The organism is Geodermatophilus marinus (assembly GCF_003428645.1).
GTDB lineage: Bacteria > Actinomycetota > Actinomycetes > Mycobacteriales > Geodermatophilaceae > Geodermatophilus.
The window spans coordinates 43,663-66,270 of the sequence record NZ_QVQH01000010.1; the positions used below are offsets into that span (position 1 = coordinate 43,663).

Consider the following 22,608-nt stretch of genomic DNA (forward strand, 5'->3'; position numbering starts at 1 on the left):
GGCCGTGACCGAACGCAGCGCGTGGGTGCGCATGACCGAGCAGGACCCCGGCCACTCCACCGCCTACGTCGAGCGCTTCCGCCGGCTGGCCGCCGAGGGGTTCGACCTCGGGGGCGAGGCGCGCCTCGTCGACGCCCTGCTGCCGCGCGGCGCCCGCGTGCTCGACGCCGGCTGCGGCCCGGGCCGGGTCGGTGCCGTGCTGCACGCCGCCGGGCACCGGGTGGTCGGCGTCGACGTGGACCCGGTGCTCGTCGCTGCGGCGGAGGCCGACCACCCCGGGCCGCGCTGGCTGGTCGGCGACCTGGCCGAGCTGGACCTGGGGGAGTCCTTCGACGCGATCGTCTGCGCGGGCAACGTGATGACCTTCCTGGCCGCCTCCACCCGCGGCACGGTGCTGGCCCGGCTGCGCGCGCACGTCGCCGACGGCGGCCGGGCGGCGATCGGCTTCGGGGCCGGCCGCGGCTACCCCTTCGACGAGTTCCTGGACGACGCCCGCGCCGTCGGGTGGGCGCCGGACCTGCTGCTGTCCACCTGGGACCTGCGGCCGTTCACCGACCGCTCGGACTTCCTGGTCGCCCTGCTGCGGCCCGCCTGATCAGCCCGGCGCCCGCCACGCCGGCGGTGCGTCGCCGAGCAGCCGCGCCGGGGCGGTCCACGGCGGGGACCCCGGCGGGCCGACGAGCGCGACCTCGCCGTCGGGCGACGGCAGCCGCACCAGCCAGGGCCCCGGGTCGTCCGGGGGGACGCCGTCCTCCGGGCCGGTGCGCGGGGCGGCCAGCAGCGCGGCGGCGGTGCGGGCCAGGGAGAGCTCCCCGAACCAGCCACCGCCCTCGGTCCGCCGCCGGTGCAGCGCCGCCAGCACGGCGGCCGCCGCCAGGTGCCCGGTGGCGTGGTCGAGGGCCTGCGCCGGCAGCACGCCCGGGGTGGCCCCGTCCCCGCAGACCGCGGCGATCCCGGTGGCCGCCTGCACCAGCGAGTCGAAACCCCGGCGCCCGCCCCACGGCCCCTCCGCGCCCCAGGCCGACAGCCGGACCACGACCAGGTGCGGGTGCCGCTCGAGCACCGCCTCCGGGGCGAGGCCGAGCCGGTCCAGCGCGCCGGGCCGGTAGCCCTGCACGACCACGTCCGCCGCCGCGAGCAGCTCGTCGGCGGTGCGCCGGCCCGCAGCGGAGGCCAGGTCGAGCACCGCGTGCCGCTTGCCGGGGCCGGTGTCGACCAGCTGCCCGGGGTCCTCGGGCAGCCGCGGGCCGTCGAGCCGGAGCACGTCGGCACCGTGGGAGGCCAGCGTGCGGGTGGCGACCGGCCCCGCGATCACCCGGGTGAGGTCCAGCACCCGCGGCCCCCCGGCCGCGGGGCCGCGGGGCGGGCCGGGGACGGCGCGGCGCAGCGCCACCAGCGGCCGGCCGGCCACCGCCCGACCCGGCGGGGAGGCGGCCCACACCCCGGGCTCCCGGACGGCGGCCGCGGCACCCCCGGCGGCCACCACCGCCGACTCCAGCTCGGCGGCGGGCGCCCGCGCCGCGGCCCGCGCGACGTCCGGCCCGAGGACGGCCAGGGCGGCCGCCCGGTGGTGCGGGTAGTTGGCGTGCAGGCGCAGCCAGCCGTCCGCGGTCGGCCAGAAGCGGGACAGCGGGTGGAACCCGGGGGCCACCGGCCGGCCGGCGACCGCGGCGTACCGCTCGCTGCGGAAGGCCAGCCCCACGGCGGCGGCGTCGAGGTCCAGCGGCGCGCCGCCGTCCGCCCCGCCGTCCGCGCCGCCGTCCGTGCCGGCGCCCGCGCCACCACCGAGGAGCCGCGCGGCCGCCAGCTGCGCGGCCACCGCGCCCAGCGCGAGGTCGGGCACCGGCAGCACGCCGGCGAGACCGGTCGCGCCGCGGACCCGCAGCGGAGGTGGCACGCCCTCCAGCCCCAGGAGGGGCCAGACCTCGCCGAGCAGGCCGCTGCCCGCCGGGACGCCGGTCACGGCTCGCGCACCCCGAGCGCGAGGGTGAGCTCCAGGACGCTGCGGGGGTCCTCCAGCCGGGCGCCGAACAGCTCCCGCAGCTGGCCCATCCGGTAGCGGACGGTCTGCGGGTGCACGAACAGCTCCGCCGCGACCCGCTCCCGGCGGCCCTGGTGCAGCAGCCAGGAGCGCAGCGTCTCGGCCAGCTTCTCCTGGGGCCCGGGCGCCAGGCCCTCCAGCGGCGCCAGCACCTGGCCGCGCAGGTCGCTCAGCGCCTCGCCGTCGGCCCGCAGCACCAGCTCGGCCAGCCGGCGCTCGGTGTCGACCGGGTCGTCGCCGTCCGGGCGCAGCCCGAGCTGGCGGGCCCGCAGCGCCCGGGAGTACGACGTCCGGGCCTCCTGCCACGGCCGCGCCGGACCCACCACCGCCTGGCGGCCCCGCAGCGCCCGCAGCAGCCCGGCCCGCGCCCGGCCCTCGGCGTCGGGGACCAGCAGCACCGCCCGGTCGGTGCCCGGCTCGGCGCCCGGCGCGTCGTCGCCGGCCTGGAGGGTGCGGGCGTCGAGCTGGGCCAGCGCGCCGCGGGCCCGCTCCTCGGGCAGCAGCACGGCGGTGAGGGTGCGCGGCGGGGTCCAGTCCGCCCGCTCGGCGGCGACCACCAGGTCGTAGGCGGGGCCACCGGTGAGGACCAGCCCGGCCAGCCGCTCCAGGTGCCGCCGCCGCGCCCAGCCGCTGCTGGCCAGCTGGTCGGCGTGACCGGCCACGCTGGAGGCCGACAGCTGGTCGATGTAGGCGAAGACCAGCTCGGCGAACCGGGCCAGCCCCTCGACGGGCATGCCGGCGGCCACCGCCGTCTCGGCCATGTGCCGCCAGGCCACCCGCGCGCCCACCCGGTAGGCGGCCAGCAGGGCGTCCATCGAGCGGCCGTTGCGGGCCTCGCCGCGCCCCAGGGCGTAGGCACCCTCCAGCGCCGGGCCGATGGGCCGGCTCGCGTCGGCGCCGCCGGTGGCCGTGGCCAGCTCCAGGAAGCCGCCGAGGGCGAGGGCGACCGCCTTCTCGATGGCCCGGCCCATGTCGCCGCGGAAGGCCTCCGTGTAGCTCGGGACCTCCACGACGATCGCCGCCACCGTCTCCCCGGCCACCGCCGGGAGGTCGGCCCGCATCGCCTCCGCGACCTCCGGCGGGAAGGTCCGTTCCGGCGCCATGCCACCTCCCGCTGTTCGCCGGGAACAATATCCGTCCCGACGTTCACGTCCAGGGCACAGGTAATTGCACCCCCTGCTGGGAACGATCAGAAGCATGACCGCGACCGTCCCGCGCCCTTCCCCGGCCCGGCCGGCCCTGAGCGCGCTGCGCGACCGGGCGCTGCGCCTCGCCGAGCTCGTCACCACGCCCGTCCTGCCCGCCGACTACCTCGACATGGTGAACCCCCTGCGGGCCGGCACCGACCTGCGCGGTCGCGTCGAGGCCGTGCAGCACGAGACCCGGGACGCCGCGACGCTGGTCATCCGCCCCGGTGCCGACTGGCAGCCGCACGTGCCCGGGCAGTGGATCCGGATCGGCGTGGACGTCGACGGGGTCCGGATGTGGCGGGCCTACTCGCTGACCTCCGACCTCACCCGCGCCGACGGCTGCATCAGCATCACCGTCAAGGCCATCCCCGGGGGCAAGGTCAGCAACCACCTCGTCCGCCGGGTGCGGCCCGGCACGCTGGTGCACCTGGACCAGGCGACCGGCGAGTTCGTGCTGCCCGACGCGCGGCCGGAGAAGGTGCTGTTCGTGACGGCGGGGTCCGGCATCACCCCGGTCATGGGGATGCTGCGCAACCACCCCGAGCTCGACGACGTCGTCCTCGTGCACTCCGCGCCCACCCCCGACGACGTCGTCTTCGGCGCCGAGCTCCGGGCCCTGGCCGCCACCGGCCGGATCCGCCTGGTCGAGCAGCACACCGACACCGCCGGCCTGCTCGACCCGGCCGGGGTGGCCGCGCTCGTGCCCGACCTCGCCGAGCGGGCCACCTGGGCCTGCGGCCCGGTGGCGATGCTCGACGCGCTGCAGGAGCACTGGGACGCCGCCGGGCTCGGGGAGCGCCTGGTCACCGAGCGGTTCCGCCCGGCGGTCGCCGCGACCGGCGAGGGCGGCACGGTGTCGTTCACCCGCACCGGCGCGACCGTCGAGGCCGACGGCGCCACCCCGATCCTCGACGCCGCCGAGGAGGCCGGCGTCCTCATGCCCAGCGGGTGCCGCATGGGCATCTGCTACGGCTGCGTGCTCCCGCTGCGCGAGGGCGCCGTCCGCGACCTGCGCACCGGCGAGGTCACCACGGCGGCGCCGGGCGACGGCGTGATCGTCCAGACCTGCGTCAGCGCCGCCGCCGGCGCCTGCTCCCTCGACCACTGACCTGCTCCCCCGACCCCCGAGAGGCCTGCCCGTGACCGTCCTGCAGAAGAAGCCCGTCAACCCGATCGCCCACCTCACCGCCGACGACATCGAGCTCATCGGCAAGGAGCTCGACGAGATCCGCCAGGGGGTCGTGGAGTCCCGCGGCGAGGCCGACGCGCGCTACATCCGCCGCGTCATCGACGTCCACCGGAAGGTCGAGCTCGGCAGCCGCGCCGTCCTGCTGGCGTCGGGGTTCGCCCCCGCGTGGGTGCTCGGGACCATCGGCCTGTCGGTGGCCAAGATCCTCGAGAACATGGAGATCGGGCACAACATCCTGCACGGGCAGTGGGACTGGATGCGCGACCCGAAGATCCACTCCACGACGTGGGAGTGGGACATGGCCAGCCCGGCCGAGCAGTGGAAGCACTCGCACAACGAGCTGCACCACACGTACACGAACGTCGTCGGCAAGGACAACGACCTCGGCTACGGCATCATGCGGGTCGACGAGGACCAGCCGTGGCAGCCGTTCCACCTCGGCCAGCCGCTCTGGAGCTTCGTCAACGCCTGCTTCTTCGAGTACGGGATCGCCGCCTACGACCTGGAGCTCGGCGCGGTCATCGCCAAGAAGCAGACCGGTGACCCGGAGTTCCGCGAGCGCGCCCGGGCCGTGCTGCGCAAGATCGGCAAGCAGGCCCGCAAGGACTACCTGGTGCACCCGCTGCTGTCGGGCCCCAACTTCCTCCCGACCCTCGCCGCCAACTTCGTGGCCAACCTGGCCCGCAACCTGTGGTCGAACTCCGTCATCCTCTGCGGGCACTTCCCCGAGGGCGTGGAGACCTTCGAGAAGCGATCGATCGACGGCGAGACCCGCGGCGAGTGGTACCTGCGCCAGATGCTCGGCTCGGCCAACATCTCCGGCTCGAAGGCCATGCACGTCATGACCGGGAACCTCTCGCACCAGATCGAGCACCACCTGTTCCCCGACCTGCCCAGCAACCGCTACGCCGAGATCGCGCCGAGGATCCGGGACCTGTTCGAGCGCTACGGGCTCACCTACCACACCGCCCCGCTGCCGCAGCAGGTCGCGTCCGCCTGGCACAAGATCATCCGGCTGTCGCTGCCCAACGGCTGGCTGGAGAACACGACGGCCCGGAACCTGCCCACCCAGCTGGTCAACCTGTGGAAGATGACCACCGGGAAGCCCCGGGTCCGCCGCCGGCTCCTCCGCGAGCAGGCCGCCATGGCCGCCGCCTGATCCACCGCGCACGCAGCGGGGCCCGGGACGGCGATCCGCCGTCCCGGGCCCCTCTGTCGCCTCAGCGGCCGGTCAGGGCCGCAGTGCCGGCTGCGGGAAGTTGAGCGACAGCAGCACCGACGGGTCCTGGACCGGCACCTCCCACACCTCGCCACCTCCGTCGGGGTCGACGACCTCACCGCGGCCGAGGAAGGCGGCCACCTGCGCCTGCCCCTGCAGCGCCGAGGGGTGGGTCAGCACCAGCAGGAACGAGTGCGGGTTGGGAAGCGGCGGCGTCGCCCGGTCGTTGCGGTAGAGGCTGGTCCGCGACCACAGGTTCCCGGCGTCGACGATCGTGTACGACGTCGGGTTGGGCACCGTCTGGTCACCGAAGGCCACCTGCACCAGCACCCGCTCCGGCTCGATGAGCGGGGCGAACGTCTCCGGGCTGCCCGGGCGGGACAGCCAGGTCGACCGGGCCAGGTACTCCTGGATCTCCACCGCACCGGGCACGGTCACCGTCACCGGGCCCTCACCGCGCAGTGGCAGCTGCTCCTGGAAGTAGTTGCGGGTCGGGTCGGTGCTGTTGAGCAGCCCGGCCGCCTGCAGCGACGCGGTGGTCAGCGGGCGGAACGCCGGCGACAGGCGCGCGATCTCGCTGATCGGCCCGCCGGGCACGTTGAGCACCGAGCGGGTGACCGCCGGGTCGGCACCGGTCAGCATCGTGCCGTAGATGCCACCGAAGCTCTGCCCGAAGTAGGTCACGTCCTCGCCGGAGAGGTCCGGCGTCCCGTCGCCGTCGACGTCCGTGCCGCCGAGGGAGCGCACCAGGGTCATGATGTCCGCGGCAGTCTGCCGCAGCGCGTCCCGGGAGGACTGGGCCGCGGCCGCGCCGGTGGCCGAGGATCCCTCGGTGGACTCGATGTCGCCGTCCCGGTCCTGGTCGATCCCGCGCCCGTAGGCGGGGATGGTCGTCGTCGTGCCCCCGCTGGTGACGACCCAGCCGCTCTCGGGCCCGTACCCGTGGCCGACCACGTTGGTGGCGATGGTGGCGATGCCGTTCTTCGCGTTCTCGACCGCCGCGAGGAAGACGGCGTTGGTCGAGCTCGTGAACCCGTGGCCGAACACGGCCACCGGCCAGCCGCCTGCGGGCGGCGTTCCCGGGGGCAGCACGGCGACGAAGGGCAGCTGCTCGGCCTCGACCGGGCGAGGACCGGATTCCCCGGTCGGCGTCTGGGGGATGGTGACGTCGGGCGTGAGCCAGGAGGGCGCCTGGAACGAGCCGAAGGCGATGGTGCCGCCGAGGGCGGCCGTGGGGACGGGGGTCGACGTCGGCGCGGGGTCGGTGACACCGCGGTCGGTGGCCCAGGCGACCGTCGTCCCCCGTGCCGGGAAGGCCCCCTGCACCTGCAGGGCCGGGTCGTCGATCCCGACGGCGGCGAAGGCCTCGCCGCCGTCGACCTGCCGCTGGATGTCCAGCAGCCCGTCGGTGGCGCTCATCGTCGTGAACGTCTCCTGGGTGGCCCTGTTCGCCGGGCCGCCCTGCACCCGGAGCCGGTACGTGGTGCCGGGGGCCAGCTGCTCGGCCGGGTGCGCGTACAGCGTGTTGGTGTCCGGGTCCCAGACCACCCGGTCGACGCCGGTGCGCCACGGGCCGCGGGCCTCCTGCAGGGTGATCCGCGCGGCCGTCTCCGCCGGGTCGACCGGGCCGCTGAACTGCACGGCGATCCGCGGGTCGAGGTCGAAGCCGTCGAGCTGGTTCAGCTGCCGCACCAGGCCCTGGACGATCGGCGCGGCGGCCGGGTCGACGGGCAGGTCCACCCGCCGGCCGGTCAGCTGGGCCGGGTCGGGGACGGTGAGGGTGTCGGTCGGGAAGACCGAGACCGGCTGCGCTTTCGGCGGTCCGGCCGCGGCCGGGGTGGCGGTGACCGAGAGGGCGGTCGCCAGGGCCAGTGAACCGGTGACCGACAGGGTCACCCGGCGCCAGCGTCGTTGCTGCACGTGAGCTCCTCGCTCTAGGGAGCCCTCTTCCTAGCTGATGGTGATCGGTGCCACACAACCCACCCCCCGTCCGGGGGAACGCCCGGCCCCCCGCGGCCTCGAGGACCGGCCTCGACGCACCGGCAGCGCCCGGGCAGGGTGTCGGTCATGAGCCACCTGCTCGACGGCGCGGCGTACTCACGCCGGGCCGACCAGCGGGTCGTGGGCCGGACGCGCTTCGTCGCCACCGGCGCGCAGACCCGCGGCGACCTGGGGGTGTTCGAGGTGACCCTGCCGCCGGGCGGCGGCGGGCCGGGCCCGCACCTGCACCGGACGTTCAGCGAGTCCTTCCACGTGCTCGAGGGCCGGCTGCGGGTGCTCGACGGATCCACGTGGAACACCGCCGGACCGGGGGACTTCGTGTACGTGCCCCGGTCGGGGGTGCACGGCTTCGCCGCGCTGGAGGACGAGGGCTGCCGCTTCCTGATCCTGTTCACCCCCGGCGCGCCGCGGGAGGGCTACTTCGAGGGGATGGCGGCCCTGCACGCGGGAGGCCGGACGCCGACGACCGAGGAGGTCGACGAGCTGGCCGCGCGGCACGACCAGCTCAACCTGCGGAACTGACCGGGACGCGCGTCCAGCGCCGGCGCCTGCGGGGCCGTGCCGCCTCCACGAGGCCCCCTGCGTCCCACGTGGAACCGGAGCGGCCCGGGAGCGCATGGTCCCGGGCCGCTCGGGTTCGACGTCCGGCGACCCGCGCGGCGCCTCCGCACCACTGCCGCGTCGGGGCGCCGCTGCTCAGTTCGCCATGTCGACGAAGCGGCTGTAGTGGCCCTGGAAGGCGACGGTGACGTTCGCGGTGGGGCCGTTGCGGTGCTTCACCAGCATGATGTCGGCCTCGCCGGCCCGTGGGGACTCCTTCTCGTACATGTCCTCGCGGTGGATCATCATCACCATGTCGGCGTCCTGCTCGATGCTGTTGTGGACGACGATGCCCTCGGCCACGAAGTTGTGCCCACCGAGCACGGTCGCGTCGTAGACCTCCTCGACGGTCCCGGGCTCGATCGAGACGATCTCGTCCCACAGCAGGTCGTTGACGGCCTGCATCTCCAGGTCGGCGTCCCCGAGGATGACGGCGACGCGTCCCAGCCGCTCCCGGCTCGGCGCACGCCTCCACATGGCGCTGCCGCAGAACGCCGACCCCATGGCCGCGGCGAAGGCCCGGTGGCTCATGCCCTTCTCCGCGAGGACGTCCCGGACCCGCTCCCAGACCTGCACCGGGATCGTGTCGACGTTGGTGTTGGAGGTCTGGGCACGCACGATCTCCAGCAGGCGCTCGGCAGCCTCACCGCGGGCACCGTGGACACCGATCTCACCGAGAAACCTGCGCTGGTCGTCGCAACCGCTGATGTCCAGCGTCCAGCCGTCGCGGTAGCCGGCCTTCCGGGTCCGTCGGATCCGGCAGGAGATGCCGAAGCGCAGCAGGAGCCGGGAGGTGTCATCGACGAGCTGCCGGCTGGTGGAGGCGTAGTACACCCGGCCGCTCCGGCCGTTCTTGTTCACCGTGACGGAACCGTCGGTGGCCCACAGATGGCGCAGGAACAGCGCGATCTGCTTCTTCGGGAGGGAGAACACCTGCTCGGGGACGAACTTCTCGTGGCTGCGCAGCCCGAAGAGTCCGAGCTCGTCCAGCCACGCGGTGACCGGATTGCGCCGGCCGTGCGTCAAGGGGAACGGAGCGCGGAGCCGCAGCGAGGTGCACCGCGCCGCGGCGTGCTCGTCGCGCACCGCCACGATGCCGAAGTGCAGGGCCGCGGTCGTGACCGCACGCAGGTTGGCCTCGTCGACGGACGCGTACCGCAACGGCTGCCGCTTCACGAAGCTGCCATCACCGATGAGGTGCGCCAGGAGGACGACCTTTTCGTCCTCCCACACCGTCATGCGGTCAGGCCCGGGCACGTGCCGCGGCACGGCGATGCGGTCGCCGGGTGACAGCTCCCCCAGCGGACGGAAGCCGTCGTAGGTGAGGAACGGGTGGTTGGCGGTCGCGCGAACCCTCTTGCCCGAGGACGTCGTGAGCTGGAGGACCTGCTTGCGGCCCGTCGAGAAGACGTGGGTCAGGTGCCGGCGGACGTAGCGGAGATTGTCGTCGAGCGCCCAGACGGGAACGTCGGTGGCGCCCGACTCGAACAGCTCGCCCATCGTCGTCTCGGCGCCCGTGTCGGCGCGCAGGATGCGGGTCTCCGCCGGCAGGCATCCCGACTCGCGAAGGTCCGACAGCATCGGCTTCTTGTCCTGGCGCTGCTCGGATCCGCGGTTGAGCTGCGACATGGCGATGACCGGGACCTCGAGCTCCTTGGCGAGCAGCTTGAGCGCCCGGGAGAACTCGGAGACCTCCTGCTGGCGGCTCTCGACCCGCTTGCCGGACGTCATGAGCTGGAGGTAGTCGATGACCACGAGCTTGAGGTCGTTGCGCTGCTTGAGCCGCCGCGCCTTGGCCCGGATCTCCATCATCGTCATGTTCGGCGAGTCGTCGATGTAGAGCGGGGCGTCGGCGATCTCGCCCATCCGGCGGGCCAGCCGGGACCAGTCCTCGTCCGAGAGCGTGCCCGCGCGCATGTGGTGCAGCGGCACCTTCGCCTCGGCCGACAGCAACCGCATGGTGATCTCGTGCTTGCTCATCTCGAGCGAGAAGATCACCGCCGGCAGCTGGTGCTTGACCGTGGCCGACCGGGCGATGTCCAACCCGAGGGTCGAGTTGTGCGTCGGGATGAAGCTCCGACCGGCGAGGAAGAGGTGGTCCGCGGCGTCCACCTGGATGCACCGCACGGGGACGCTCCCGATCGGCCGGACATCCGTGATGAAACGGACCCCGCGGGCGGTGTAGGTCCGCGCCCCCCGCTCCTTGTGCAGGAGCTTCTTGCGCTCGAGCCGGAACACCTCGTCGTCGGTGCTGAAGGTCAGGGTGTAGCAGGTGGACGACTCCTCGCTGCGGCCCCGGACGGGCCTGCGGGTCATCCGGACCCGGTGACCGAGGCCGGCGATGAGCTCACGGGCGTCCTCGGCCAGCCGCCGGTTGGTCACCGCCAATTGCACGACGCCGCTGGGCGCCACCGTGCCGTCGGTGTCCAGGAGGCCTGCCAGCAGGGCCCGTCGCTGGGCCGCTGAGGACCGCAGGTAGGCGGCCGGGATGTGCTCGTCCCCGAGGACCCCCAGCGTGCGGAGGATGCCCGGGACGGTGTCGTGGTGGTCGCGGCAGGCCTGGCACTGCACCAGGCCGGCCGAGGGGCCGCCGCAGTCCGGGCACGTGGCGGGGCGGCCGACCCCACCGCTGGCACGCAGCCGACCACCGCACGTCCTGCCGCAGGTCTGCACCTGCGACGTCCTCGGCACGAACGACTCGCCGCACATCGGGCACGGGCGCGCGGTGACGGACGGCCGCGCCAGGAGCCGCAGCGAGTACCGGCGGTCGGCACCGGTCGGCTCGACGACGAGACCGTCAGCCTCGATGTGCACGGCGATCTCGGGCTCATCCCCCGTGAAGTGGGCGGCCCGGGACGTCCCGCCGCCCAGCCACACACCCAGCGCGTACGGCGGGAGCGGGAGGTCGGCCTCCGGCAGGTCCAGCGGCGCGGCGTTGGTCACCGAGTGGTTGAGCCGGGGGTCCTCGGTGGCGCAGCGGACGGTGCGGGCGATCTCCTCCGTCGTACGGACGCAGGCGGAGGTGCGCTGGTTGCGGTTGCGGCCCGCGGCCGCCTGCTGGGCGGAGCGGCGGCCGGCACGGGTCTCGGTCAGCCACTGGTGCTGGGCGTCGGCCACGATCACCGAGCCGTCGGAGAAGTGCACCTCGTAGCAGGGGCGGCCGGTCAACGCCTCGGTGGCGGCCACGACCGTCGTCGGACGGCCGTCGGAGCCCATCACCCGGTCGCCGACGCGGACCTCGCCCATCGTCGTCCAACCGGTCGGCGTGGCGATCGGGGTGTCGAGGGCCAGGGCCTTGCCCACACCGGGGCGGGCCGCGATGACGACCATCTGCCCGGCCTGCAGGCCGTTGGTGAGCTCGTCGAGGTCGCGGATGCCGGTGGGGACGCCGCGGGCCGTGCCACCGCGGGAGGCGATCGCGTCCAGCTCGTCCATCGTCGGCTGCAGGACGTCCTCGAGGCGCGAGTAGTCCTCGCTCATCCGCTTCTCGGTGACGTCGTAGATCTCCTGCTGGGCGCGGTCGACGATGTCGTCGACGTCCCCCCGCCCGCCGGCGGCCCCGTACCCGAGCTGGACGACGCGGGTGCCGGCCTCCACCAGCCGCCGCAGCACGGCCTGCTCGGCCACGATGGCGGCGTAGTAGCCGGCGTTGGCGGCCGTGGGCGTCGACTGGATGAGCGTGTGCAGGTAGACCGCGCCGCCCATCTTGGACAGCTGGTCGGTGCGGTTGAGCTCGGCGGCCACGGTGATGGCGTCGGCGGGTTCGCCGCGGCCGTACAGGTCCAGGACGCAGTCGTAGATCACCTGGTGGGCCGGACGGTAGAAGTCCGCGCCCTGCAGGACCTCGACGACGTCGGCGATCGCGTCCTTGCTCAGCAGCATGCCGCCGAGCACCGACTGCTCCGCCGCGACGTCCTGCGGCGGCTGCCGGTCGTACTCCGGCGCCGTCGGGGACGGTCGGCTGAACTCGTCGGCCACCGCCACGGTGGTTCCTCCATCCACTCACGGCGCACCCGCGCGAGGCCCCGGTCGAGGGACCGGGGCCTGGTGGGGGAAGCACCAGAACGCTGCACACCTGACTCGAACGTGCGTTCGGGTCATTGCTACCCCGGGGCACCGACGGAACGTGCCGGCCAGGGGAGCAGGGAGGACGTTAGGAACGGCGGACGGACCAGTCCAACACCGGTGTGCACCCGGTTCTGCACAACTTGTGGACAAGTCGGTGGACACACGCATGTCGACATGTGGAGACAGCGGGGGAACCAGCGGGGAGATCCGGGCCGTCCCCCGCCTGACCTGCGCGGAGGCTGCCCACCGGGTGTGGACGGGAGAAATACCGGAGAAATGCCGGTGTCGCGCTCCCGGCGTGTCGCGGGGTCGCCGCACCCGTCCCAGCCGTCCCACGTCCACAGGCGCACCGAGGTCCCCGCCCCTGGTCGCCGGGTCGGCCCGCGGTCCCCGGCCCCCTCCTCCGTGATCATGGGGATGTGGCCGGCCACCGCGGCGTGTCGGTGCGTGTCCCCGGCAAGAACCCCATGATCACGGCCAAGGGGCGCTGCGACCCCGGAACGCCGCGAGGGGCGCCGGACCGCAGTCCGACGCCCCTCGCGAGCGCTGTGCTCCTCTCCCACCCCGCCGCGGGCCTGTGCGGCGGGGTGGGAGTGCGCCCCGTCCCGGGCTCACCCCGTCGCGTGCGAGGGGTGAGGAGGACGGGTCCGCTCAGCCTGCGACGACCTCGATCGCCAGCTGGGCGGTGACCTCCGGGTGCACCCGCACGGTGACGGTGTGCTGGCCGGTGGTCTTGATGCTGCTCGGCAGCTCGATGCGGCGGCGGTCCAGCTCCGGGCCGCCGGCCGCGGTCACGGCGTTGGCGACGTCGGCGGTGGTCACCCGGCCGAACAGCCGGCCACCCTGGCCGGCCCGCGCCGGCACCCGCACGGTCAGCCCGGAGAGGCGGCCGGCCACGGACTGCGCCTCGTCGAGCGAGCGCACGTCGCGCGCCGCGCGCGCCCGGCGCAGCGACTCGACCTGCTTCTCGGCACCGCGGGTGGCGACGATGGCCAGGCCGCGGGGCAGGAGGTAGTTGCGGGCGTAACCGCCCTTGACCTCCACCGTGTCACCGGAGGACCCGAGGCCGGTGACCTCCTGCGTCAGGATCAGCTTCTGGGTGCTCATGGTCAGCGCGCCGTCGAGGTGTAGGGCAGCAGGGCCATCTCACGGCTGTTCTTCACGGCCGTGGCGACGTCCCGCTGGTGCTGGCTGCAGTTGCCGCTCACGCGGCGGGCACGGATCTTGCCGCGGTCGGAGATGAACTTCCGCAGCAGGGTCGTGTCCTTGTAGTCGACGTAGGTCGCCTTGTCCTTGCAGAACTGGCAGACCTTCTTCTTGGGCTTGCGGATCGGGGGCTTGGCCACCGGGGTCCTCCAGGGAGAAGAGGTTCAGTACGAACGGAGTGGCCCCTCTGCAGGGTTCCCGCGGAGCGGGCTGCGGGGGCAAGGGCGGCCCCGTCCAGAGGCTCACCCCGAGCGTGCGAGGGGTGAGGAGGACGGGCGGCCCCGTCCAGAGGCTCACCCCGAGCGTGCGAGGGGTGAGGAGGACGGGCGGCCCCGCTGCAGGGTCCCGCGCCGAGCGGAGCGAGGCGTGGGGGGCAGCGGGGTCCTTCTAGAAGGGCGGCTCGTCGGACGACGACGCGGGGGTCGACCACGGGTCGCTGGACCCGCCGCCCCCGAAGCCGCCGCCACCGCCGCCGCCGAAGCCACCACCGCCACCGCCGTCACCGCGGGAGGCCTTGGTGACCTTCGCGGTGGCGTAGCGGAGCGAGGGGCCGATCTCGTCGACCTCGAGCTCGACGACGGTGCGCTTCTCGCCCTCCTTCGTCTCGAACGACCGCTGCTTGAGCCGGCCGGAGACGATCACCCGCGAACCGCGGGTCAGCGACTCGGCGACGTTCTCCGCCGCCTGCCGCCACACGTTGCAGCGCAGGAAGAGCGCCTCGCCGTCCTTCCACTCCTGCGACTGCCGGTCGAAGGTCCGCGGCGTCGAGGCGACGGTGAAGTTGGCGACCGCGGCACCCGACGGCGTGAAGCGCAGCTCCGGGTCCGACGTCAGGTTGCCGATGACGGTGATGACGGTCTCGCCGGCCATGCTCAGTGGACCTCGGGCCGGATCAGCTTGGTGCGCAGGACCGACTCGTTGAGGTTGAGCTGGCGGTCGAGCTCGGCCACCGCGGCCGGGGTCGCCTGGATGTCGACGACGGCGTAGATGCCCTCGATCTGCTTGTTGATCTCGTAGGCCAGCCGGCGACGGCCCCAGATCTCGGTCTTCACGGTGCCACCGGAGTTGGTGACCACGGTGAGGAACCGGTCGAGGGAGGGCGCGATCGTGCGCTCCTCCAGGTCGGGGTCGAGGATGACCATCAGTTCGTAGTGACGCACGGAGAACCCCACCTCCTCTGGTCTGGGCGGCTGCAGTCGGTCTGCAGCAGGAGGGTCGTACACGCGTCGCGCGCCCCACCCGGGCGGACCGGGGGAACGCGCTCGGTCCAGCGTACACGCGCGCCCGGGGGGCGACGGCCGGCGTCCGCGACCGGCGGGACCGTCCGCCCCGCGAACTAAGGTCGCCGCCGTGGCTCCCGCACCCGCCGCCCGGCCCAGCATCGGCGTCCACGTCGGCCCAGGCCTGACCGACGAGAACGAGCTCGACGACGGCGGCCCGCTGGCCCGGGCCGCCGAGATGGACGCCGACGGTGTCCAGGTCTTCCTGGCCGACCCGCAGGGCTGGACGGCGCCGAAGCCGCGGCCGGACGCCGACGCCCTGCGCGAGGGCGACGTCGCGGTCGTCGTCCACGCGCCGTACGTGCTCAACGTGGCGACGACGAACAACCGGATCCGCATCCCCAGCCGCAAGCTGCTGGCCACGCACGCGGAGGCCGCCGCGGCGGTCGGCGCGCTGGGCCTGGTGGTGCACGGCGGGCACGTCCTCGCGAAGGACGACCCGGCGGCCGGGGTGGACAACTGGCGCAAGACCTTCGCCCGGCAGGCGGAGACCGGGGGGTTCGCCGTCCCGCTCTGGATCGAGAACACCGCCGGCGGCGGCAACGCGATGGCCCGCGACCTCGACGCGATCGCCCGGTTGTGGGAGGCCGTGGGGGAGTTCGGCGCCGGGTTCGTGCTCGACACCTGCCACGCCTGGGCGGCCGGCTGGGACCTCGCCACGGCGGTGGACGACGTCCGTGCCATCACCGGGCGGATCGACCTGGTGCACCTCAACAACAGCCGCGACCCGGCCGGCTCCAGCCGCGACCGGCACGCCCCGCTGGCCGGCGGGGAGATCCCGACCGAGCTGCTCGTCGAGGTGGCGCGGGCCGCCGGCGGCCCGGTGGTGCTGGAGACGCCGGGGGACGCCGCCGCCCACGCCGAGGAGGTGGCCGCCCTCCGCGCCGCCCTGTCCGCCTGACCCGGCGGGCGGCCGACGCGCGGGCGCCGACCCGGCGGGCGGCCGACGTGCGGGCGCCGACCCGGCGGGCGGCCGACGTGCGGGCGCCGGCGCGCGGAAGAGGAAGCTACGCCCGTGTCCGGCGGCGCCTGACGCAGGAACAGCTTCCTATCCCGCGGGCGCGGGCGACCGGCGGCGTCGGGACACCCGGTCCGGGGCGTGGTCGAGGACGCCCCCGCCGGGGTCGTCGACGCCGGGCCAGCTGGTGCGGACGACGTCCCGGTCGGGGTGCAGCACGTCCCGCACGACCAGCGCCACGAGCCCGATGACCGCGGCGTCGCGCAGGGTGACCGCGAGGAAGAACCACTCGACGTCCACCCCGCGGTCGTCCGTGCCCAGGTACCAGAGCATGCGCGGCACCCACAGCAGCGCCTCGGTGGCCTGCCACAGCAGCAGCGACCGCCAGCGCGGCCGGGCCAGCACGGCCAGCGGCAGCAGCCACAGCGAGTACTGCGGGCTCCACACCTTGTTGAGCAGCAGGAAGCCGGCGACGAGCAGGAAGGCCACCTGGGCCACCCGCGGCCGTACCGGCGCCGTCAGCACCAGCCAGGCGACCGCGGCCACCATGGCCAGTGTGCTCACCGCCACGACGGCGTTGAGCACCGTCGGCGCCTGGCCCTCGGCCAGCGGCCCGTCGAACAGCCGGCCGCCGCTGGTGGTGATGGCGATGTTCCACAGCGAGTCGGGGTCGGCGGGCCGGGTGCTGTTCAGCCGGAAGAAGCGTGACCAGTTCTCCGGTGCCAGCGCGGCCACCGGCACGTTGACGGCCAGCCAGGCCAGCGCCGCCGCGGCCGCCGTCCGCGCCCACACGGCCAGCCGGCCGGCGCGCAGGCACAGCAGGAACAGCGCGCCGAGCAGCAGCACCGGGTAGAGCTTGGCGGCCACCCCCAGGCCCAGGAGGACGCCGGCGAGGACCGGCCGCTCGCGCGCCCACGCCCACAGCCCGAGCGACGCCAGCGCGACCGCCCAGAGGTCCCAGTTGGTGAAGGCGTGCACGAAGAGCACCGGCGAGAGGCCGGCCAGCGCGGCGTCCCACGGCCGGCGGCCGGCGGTGCCCAGCACCGCCCGGGTGGTGAGCAGCGCGCACACCGACAGCAGCAGGCAGGTCGCCACGTAGTAGGCCTGCACCGGGGGGACGACGGGCAGCAGCGCGGTCGTGTCGGCCAGCGACCCGTAGACCCGGCCCAGCGCGGCGGCCACGACCATGAACGCCCCGGTGAGCACGGGGTACTCGACGGCCGACCCGAGGTAGGGCAGCTCGCCGCGGTCGAGGCCGTGCAGGCCGAACAGCGGGACGGTGTCGGAGTAGCAGAAGTGGGTGTACTGCACCGACCCCGCCCAGTTCCCGTCCGCGCAGGGTGCCTGCTTGGTCCACGCCAGGGCGAGGACCGCGGTCGTGAACAGCAGGCAGACCCGCAGCGGGGTCCAGAACGGGGCGCGGCCGGTCACCGCGTGCCGGCCCCACGGCCCGCCGACCGCCTCGCTGGCCTGGGCGGCCACCGGGTCGGTCCAGGTGGGGACGACGCGGTCGGGCCGCGTGCCGTCGTCCCCCGGCGGCCTGACCCCGGACGGCACGGCCCCGGACGGCACGGACCCGGACGGCACGGCCCCGGACGGCACGGCCCCGGACGGCACGGCCCCCCCGGCCGACGGTGCGGCCGGGGGGTCCGGGAGGGGGTCGTCCGGGTGCTGCTCGCTCACCCGCGCCAGTCTGCCCGAGGAGCGGTCAGCCGCCCTGCTGCTGCGGGTCGACGGGAGGCGCCCCGTTGGCGGGGGGCTCCGGACCCGGGCTGCCCGGCTGCTCGTCGGCGTCAGGGCCTTCGGGCTCGACCGTCGGCGGCGACACCGGCGGCGACGAGGACGGTGCCGGCGGCTGGGTCGTCGTGGGTGCCGGGGCCTCCGTCTCGACCGGCTCCGGGGCCTCGGTCTCGACCGGCTCCGGGGCCTCGGTGGTGGTCGGCGCAGGCGCCTGGGTGGTCACCGGCGCCGGGGCCGGCACCCCGCGGTCGCCCTTGTCACCGCGGATGACGGGGCGGTTGGGCAGGTCCTCCTCCGGCGTCCCCTCGAGCGCGGTGTCCATGAACCGCTGCCAGATGGCGCCGGGCAGCCCCGAGCCGTACACGATGGCCCCGTCGGAGTTCACGATCGGCTCCCGGCCGTCGGTGCCCATCCACACCGCCGTCGACAGCGACGGGGTGTAGCCGACCATCCAGGCGTCGGAGTTGTCCTCGCTGTTGAGGCCCTGGGTACCGGTCTTGCTGGCGACCTCGCGCCCCCCGCTGAGGGAGCGCTTCGAGTACCCGGCGACGCCCTCCAGGGCGTAGGTGACGTCGTTGGCGATGTCGGCGCTCATCACCTGCTCACCGGGGTCGCCGCCGTACTCGAGCAGCACCGCGCCCTCGGTGTCGGTCACCCGGGCCACGAAGTACGGGTCCCGCTCGACCCCGCCGGCGGCGAAGGTGGCGAAGCCGTGGGCCTGGTCGATCGGGCGCATCTCGTACTCGCCGATGCCGATCGCCGAGCCGGTGTCCCCGTCGGCGTTGGCCAGCGTGGTGTTGCCCTCCAGCGGTCCGCCGGCCCAGGTCTCGGGCAGGTCGGTGGCCGCCAGGGCGGTCTCCCGCACGTTCTGCGGGCCCACCTCGTAGGCCAGGCCGTAGAAGGTGGTGTTCAGCGACCGGGTCATGGCCTCGACGAGGGTGCACGCCCCGCAGGAGACGCCGCCGGAGTTGCGCACCGGCGCCTCCCGGTCGGGGAACTCCTGCGGCGAGGAACCGTCCCGGCGCGAGGTGACGCTGATGCCCTGCTCCAGCGCGGTGGCCAGGACGTAGGGCTTCATCGACGACCCCGGTTGGCGCTGCGCCTGCGCGTAGTCGTTGCCGGTGCCGCTCGGCCCGCCGTAGTACGCGCGGACGGCGCCGGTCGTCGGGTCGATGGCGACGAGGGCCTCCCGCAGGTTCTCCGGCTCGCCGGCGGTCACGTCGGTGACCGCGGCGATGGCGGCGTCCTGCGCGGCCTTGTCGACCGTGGTGGTGATCCGCAGGCCACCGGCGCGGATCTGCTGCTCGGTGTACCCCTTGGCCTCGAGCTCGCCGATCGCCCGCTGCACGACCAGGCCCTCCGGGCCGGCGGGGATGCCCAGCGACGAGCCGGTCTTGGGCAGCACGGGCGGGTAGGCGGCCGACTCGCGGGCGGCGGGCTCCATCCAGCCCTCCTCGACCATCGCGTCGAGGACCAGCTCCCAGCGGTCCTGCGCGCCCTCCGGGTTGGCCTCCGGGTCGTAGGTCGACGGGCTGCGCACCAGGACGGCCAGCACCGCACCCTGCTCGGCGGTCAGCTCGCTGGCCGGGACGCCGAAGAAGGTGTTGGCGGCGGCCTCGATGCCGTAGGCGCCGCGGCCGAAGTAGATGGTGTTGAGGTAGTTCTCGAGGATCTCGTCCTTCGAGTACTGGTTGTCCAGCTTGATGGCCAGGAAGAGCTCCTGGAACTTGCGGCTGAACGTCTGGTCGGCGGTCAGGAAGGCGTTCTTGACGTACTGCTGGGTGATCGTCGAGCCGCCCTGCGTCGAGCCGCCGGTGAGGTTGTTCCACGCGGCCCGGACGATGCCGGTGGCCGAGATGCCGGGGTCGTTGTAGAAGTTCCGGTTCTCCGCGGCCAGGATCGCCTGCCGCGCCGGCTCCGAGACCTCCTCCAGGCTGACGTTGGTGCGGTTCTCCGCACCCAGCCGGGCCATCTCGGTCGTGCCGTCGGCGTAGTAGACAACCGTGGTCTGCGCGTTCTGCACCGAGCCGGGGTCGGGGACCTCGGTGGTGGCGTACACGACGCCGACGAAGACCCCGAGCAGCACGAAGAGGCCGACGAGCGCGGCCAGTGAGGCCTTGAGCACGCGGCGCCGCCTCGGCCCGCCCTTCCGCGCGGGGCGCTTGCCCGTCGGGCGGCTGCCGGTGGGGCGGGACCCGCCGGTCCGGGACGCCGAGGTCCGTCCACCGCGCCCGGACGGCGGGCGGCGGGCGCTGCCGCCGCCGGCGTTCCCGGCCGTGCGCCCGGGGGACGGCCGGCGGACCGAGCCGCCGCGCGGGCCGACCGGTGAGGTCTCGTCGTGGGGAGGCACGAGGGGCCCCTCTCTGGTTCGATACACGGGGGACACGCCGACGGACGTCGGTCGTCCCAGGGTGGCGTCTTCAGGTGTGGCGCGGCGGGAGACCCGCGCAGCGGCCGCAGGGCGACGCCCCACCAGCCCCAACCAGTGAACACGGCAGCGCCTGTTCCCCGCCGTGACGCGGAACACGTGCACCCGGCACGTGCTCCCGGGGGGCGACCACTCCGTCGTGGCGGCCGGCGGCTACTCCGTCGCGGCCCGCCGGCGGCTGCGCCGACGCTGGCGGCCCGGGTCCGGCTCCGCACCCAGGACGTACGAGCAGTCGAGGTGGTTCCAGCCGCACCCGCGGCACACCTCGACGGCGTAGACGGTGAACTCCTCCTGGGCGGCGTCCATCCGCGCGAGCTCGGCCTGGGTCTTGGCCTGACCGGCCGCCGGCCCCAGTGCGTCACCGTAGACGTAGTTCACCCGGGTCAGCCGCTCCCGGCGGCACACCGGGCAGGCGACGTCGGTCTGCTCACCGTGGTACCGGGCGGCCCGCGACAGGTACGGGCTGGCGTCGCAGACCTCGGAGACCCCGGTGCGGCCGGCGTACACGCCGGCCAGGACCGCTCGCCGCTGCAGCGAGTAGTCCACGACGGATCGACGTCCGGGCACGCGCTCAATCTACGCACCGGGTCCCCCTCCCGGGACCCCTCGCCGGTCGTGGGCGCCGCCCCGGCGGTCGCCGCCGGACACCGGCCGGTCACCTCCTGTTGTGGTGCCCGACCGATGTCGATGTATCGTCTCGATACATCGAGGTGCACGGGACGGGAGGGGGCGACGTGCTCGAGTTCGCCATCCTCGGGCTGCTCCAGCAGTCGCCGATGCACGGGTACGAGCTGCGCAAGCAGCTCGCCCAGGTCCTCGGGGGGCTGCGGAGCATCTCCTACGGGTCGCTCTACCCCGCGCTCAAGCGTCTGCACGCCGCCGGGTACGTCACCACCGACGAGCCGGCACCGGGCGCCCTGCTCCCGGCCGACGCCCCGCCGCTGACCGGCCGGCGCGGCAAGGTCGTGTACCGGATCACCGCGGAGGGCAAGGAGCACTTCCACGAGCTGGCCGGCCGGTCCGGTCCGGAGGCCTACGACGACGGCGGCCTGTTCGGCGTCCGCCTGGCCTTCTTCCGGCACACCGCGGCCGACGTGCGGCTGCGCATCCTCGAAGGCCGCCGCCGCACCGTCGAGCGGCAGCGGGAGGGGCTGCGGGCCTCCCTGGCCCGCACCCGGGAGCGGTTCGACCGCTACACCCTGGAGCTCCAGCGGCACGGCCTGGACTCGGTGGACCGCGAGGTCCGCTGGCTGGCCGAGCTGATCGACCGCGAGCTGGTCGACACCGAGCGCACCCCCACCGACCACCCCGACCCCGACCGGCCCCGGGACGACGGCGCCGGACCGGCCGGGACCGGCCCCGGCGAGGGGACCGGCAGACCCCGTCCCACCTGACCCCCCGGGGGGCAGCGCCGCCCCCGTCCACCGCCCGGACCGTTCGCGGTCCGACCGTCCACCGACCGCGAACCGGTCCGAACCAAGGAGATCTGCATGGGAACCGTCAAGGTCGCCATCGTCGGAGTCGGCAACTGCGCCGCCTCGCTGGTGCAGGGGGTGCACTACTACCGGGACGCCGACGAGACGACGTCGGTGCCGGGCCTCATGCACGTGCGCTTCGGCGAGTACCACGTCTCGGACGTCGAGTTCGTCGCCGCCTTCGACGTCGACGCCAAGAAGGTCGGCCGCGACCTCTCCGAGGCGATCGTGGCCAGCGAGAACAACACGATCAAGATCTGCGACGTGCCCCCGCTCGGCGTGCCCGTCCAGCGCGGCACCACCCTCGACGGGCTCGGCCGGTACTACCGGGAGACCATCGAGGAGTCCGACGAGCAGCCGGTCGACGTGGTCGCCGCGCTGCGCGAGTCCGGCGCCGACGTCCTGGTCTGCTACCTGCCCGTCGGCTCGCAGCAGGCCGCGGAGTTCTACGCCCAGGCCGCCCTCGACGCCGGGGTCGGCTTCGTCAACGCGCTGCCGGTCTTCATCGCCGGCACCCCGGAGTGGGCCGACCGGTTCACCGCCGCGGGCGTCCCGATCGTCGGTGACGACATCAAGTCCCAGGTCGGCGCGACCATCACCCACCGGGTGCTGGCCAAGCTCTTCGAGGACCGCGGCGTGCAGCTCGACCGCACGATGCAGCTCAACGTCGGCGGCAACATGGACTTCAAGAACATGCTCGAGCGCGAGCGCCTGGAGTCGAAGAAGATCTCCAAGACCCAGGCCGTCACCAGCCAGGTCAACCGCGACATGGGCCAGGGCAACGTGCACATCGGCCCGTCGGACCACGTGCCGTGGCTGTCGGACCGCAAGTGGGCCTACGTCCGGCTCGAGGGCCGCGCGTTCGGCGACGTCCCGCTGAACCTGGAGTACAAGCTCGAGGTGTGGGACTCCCCGAACTCCGCGGGGATCATCATCGACGCCATCCGCGCGGCGAAGATCGCCAAGGACCGCGGGGTCGGCGGCCCGATCCTGTCCGCGTCGTCCTACTTCATGAAGAGCCCGCCGGTGCAGTACTCGGACTCCGAGGCCCGCGACGCGGTCGAGGCCTTCATCCGCGGGGACGTCGAGCGCTGAGAGGACCCCGTCCTCCTCACCCCTCGCAAGCTCGGGGTGAGCCTCGGGACGGGGCCACCCTGCCCCCCACCGCTCGCAGGCTCGCGGCGGGGCCCGGCAGCGAGGCCGTCCGGGCCCG

Annotated in this window: 18 protein-coding genes; 7 read left to right on the forward strand and 11 right to left on the reverse strand. The window is 74.3% G+C overall.

Annotation, left to right across the window (positions count from 1 at the left end):
- Positions 1-4 precede the first annotated feature (4 nt).
- Positions 5-595, forward strand: coding sequence for a class I SAM-dependent methyltransferase (locus tag D0Z06_RS12935; RefSeq protein ID WP_199522294.1), 591 nt, complete (start codon positions 5-7; stop codon positions 593-595).
- Here D0Z06_RS12935 and D0Z06_RS12940 read toward each other — a convergent pair whose 3' ends face one another.
- Together D0Z06_RS12940 and D0Z06_RS12945 are read right to left on the reverse strand one after the other, a co-directional pair.
- The gene (locus tag D0Z06_RS12940; RefSeq protein WP_199522295.1) at positions 596-1,963 is read right to left on the reverse strand and encodes a CoA transferase; all 1,368 of its coding nucleotides are present in this window, start codon (positions 1,961-1,963) and stop codon (positions 596-598) included.
- Positions 1,960-3,144: a PucR family transcriptional regulator gene (locus D0Z06_RS12945; protein ID WP_117377854.1), complete on the reverse strand. Its 1,185-nt coding sequence runs from the start codon at positions 3,142-3,144 to the stop codon at positions 1,960-1,962. The genes D0Z06_RS12940 and D0Z06_RS12945 overlap by 4 nt, the downstream gene beginning before the upstream one ends.
- Positions 3,145-3,238: 94 nt before the next feature.
- Here D0Z06_RS12945 and D0Z06_RS12950 point away from each other — a divergent pair, with 94 nt between their 5' ends.
- Positions 3,239-4,339, forward strand: a complete 1,101-nt coding sequence (locus D0Z06_RS12950) for a ferredoxin reductase (protein WP_117377855.1) — start codon at positions 3,239-3,241, stop codon at positions 4,337-4,339.
- Between the two features lie 31 nt (positions 4,340-4,370).
- On the forward strand, positions 4,371-5,579 hold the full coding sequence (locus D0Z06_RS12955) for a fatty acid desaturase family protein (protein ID WP_117377856.1): 1,209 nt from the start codon (positions 4,371-4,373) through the stop codon (positions 5,577-5,579).
- Between the two features lie 72 nt (positions 5,580-5,651).
- Here the strand turns inward: D0Z06_RS12955 and D0Z06_RS12960 are convergent, their stop codons facing one another.
- Positions 5,652-7,559 carry an Ig-like domain-containing protein gene (locus D0Z06_RS12960; protein ID WP_147332045.1) on the reverse strand — a complete coding sequence of 636 codons (1,908 nt, stop codon included), beginning with the start codon at positions 7,557-7,559 and terminating at the stop codon, positions 5,652-5,654.
- 147 nt (positions 7,560-7,706) lie between these two features.
- On the opposite strand from D0Z06_RS12960, the gene D0Z06_RS12965 reads away from it, so the two are divergent.
- The gene (locus tag D0Z06_RS12965; protein ID WP_147332046.1) at positions 7,707-8,162 is read left to right on the forward strand and encodes a cupin domain-containing protein; all 456 of its coding nucleotides are present in this window, start codon (positions 7,707-7,709) and stop codon (positions 8,160-8,162) included.
- Between the two features lie 174 nt (positions 8,163-8,336).
- On the opposite strand, the gene D0Z06_RS12970 is transcribed toward D0Z06_RS12965, so the two are convergent.
- From D0Z06_RS12970 to rpsF, 5 genes are all read right to left on the reverse strand, one after another.
- Positions 8,337-12,224 carry a replicative DNA helicase gene (locus D0Z06_RS12970; RefSeq protein WP_117377859.1) on the reverse strand — a complete coding sequence of 1,296 codons (3,888 nt, stop codon included), beginning with the start codon at positions 12,222-12,224 and terminating at the stop codon, positions 8,337-8,339.
- Positions 12,225-12,959: 735 nt separating this feature from the next.
- Complete coding sequence (gene rplI / locus D0Z06_RS12975; protein WP_117377860.1) at positions 12,960-13,415, reverse strand: 50S ribosomal protein L9; 456 nt, start codon at positions 13,413-13,415, stop codon at positions 12,960-12,962.
- A 2-nt stretch (positions 13,416-13,417) separates the two neighbouring features.
- A complete protein-coding gene (gene rpsR / locus D0Z06_RS12980; protein WP_117377861.1) occupies positions 13,418-13,654 on the reverse strand; it encodes a 30S ribosomal protein S18 in 237 nt (78 codons plus the stop codon).
- A 247-nt stretch (positions 13,655-13,901) separates the two neighbouring features.
- Positions 13,902-14,384 carry a single-stranded DNA-binding protein gene (locus tag D0Z06_RS12985; RefSeq protein WP_117377862.1) on the reverse strand — a complete coding sequence of 161 codons (483 nt, stop codon included), beginning with the start codon at positions 14,382-14,384 and terminating at the stop codon, positions 13,902-13,904.
- Between the two features lie 2 nt (positions 14,385-14,386).
- Positions 14,387-14,674, reverse strand: a complete 288-nt coding sequence (gene rpsF / locus D0Z06_RS12990; protein ID WP_117377943.1) for a 30S ribosomal protein S6 — start codon at positions 14,672-14,674, stop codon at positions 14,387-14,389.
- A gap of 190 nt (positions 14,675-14,864) precedes the next feature.
- On the opposite strand from rpsF, the gene D0Z06_RS12995 reads away from it, so the two are divergent.
- Positions 14,865-15,695: a deoxyribonuclease IV gene (locus D0Z06_RS12995; protein WP_233517650.1), complete on the forward strand. Its 831-nt coding sequence runs from the start codon at positions 14,865-14,867 to the stop codon at positions 15,693-15,695.
- A 147-nt stretch (positions 15,696-15,842) separates the two neighbouring features.
- Here D0Z06_RS12995 and D0Z06_RS13000 read toward each other — a convergent pair whose 3' ends face one another.
- The 3 genes from D0Z06_RS13000 to D0Z06_RS13010 form a co-directional block, all read right to left on the reverse strand.
- A complete protein-coding gene (locus tag D0Z06_RS13000; protein WP_117377945.1) occupies positions 15,843-17,309 on the reverse strand; it encodes a glycosyltransferase family 87 protein in 1,467 nt (488 codons plus the stop codon).
- Between the two features lie 151 nt (positions 17,310-17,460).
- Entirely contained in the window at positions 17,461-19,617 is a 2,157-nt protein-coding gene (locus D0Z06_RS13005) for a transglycosylase domain-containing protein (RefSeq protein ID WP_233517651.1), read from the reverse strand.
- A 456-nt stretch (positions 19,618-20,073) separates the two neighbouring features.
- Positions 20,074-20,487, reverse strand: a complete 414-nt coding sequence (locus tag D0Z06_RS13010) for a DUF5318 family protein (RefSeq protein WP_199522296.1) — start codon at positions 20,485-20,487, stop codon at positions 20,074-20,076.
- A 167-nt stretch (positions 20,488-20,654) separates the two neighbouring features.
- Here D0Z06_RS13010 and D0Z06_RS13015 point away from each other — a divergent pair, with 167 nt between their 5' ends.
- Positions 20,655-21,314, forward strand: a complete 660-nt coding sequence (locus D0Z06_RS13015) for a PadR family transcriptional regulator (protein ID WP_233517652.1) — start codon at positions 20,655-20,657, stop codon at positions 21,312-21,314.
- Positions 21,315-21,410: 96 nt separating this feature from the next.
- The gene (locus D0Z06_RS13020) at positions 21,411-22,490 is read left to right on the forward strand and encodes an inositol-3-phosphate synthase (protein ID WP_117377865.1); all 1,080 of its coding nucleotides are present in this window, start codon (positions 21,411-21,413) and stop codon (positions 22,488-22,490) included.
- Positions 22,491-22,608: the final 118 nt, after the last annotated feature.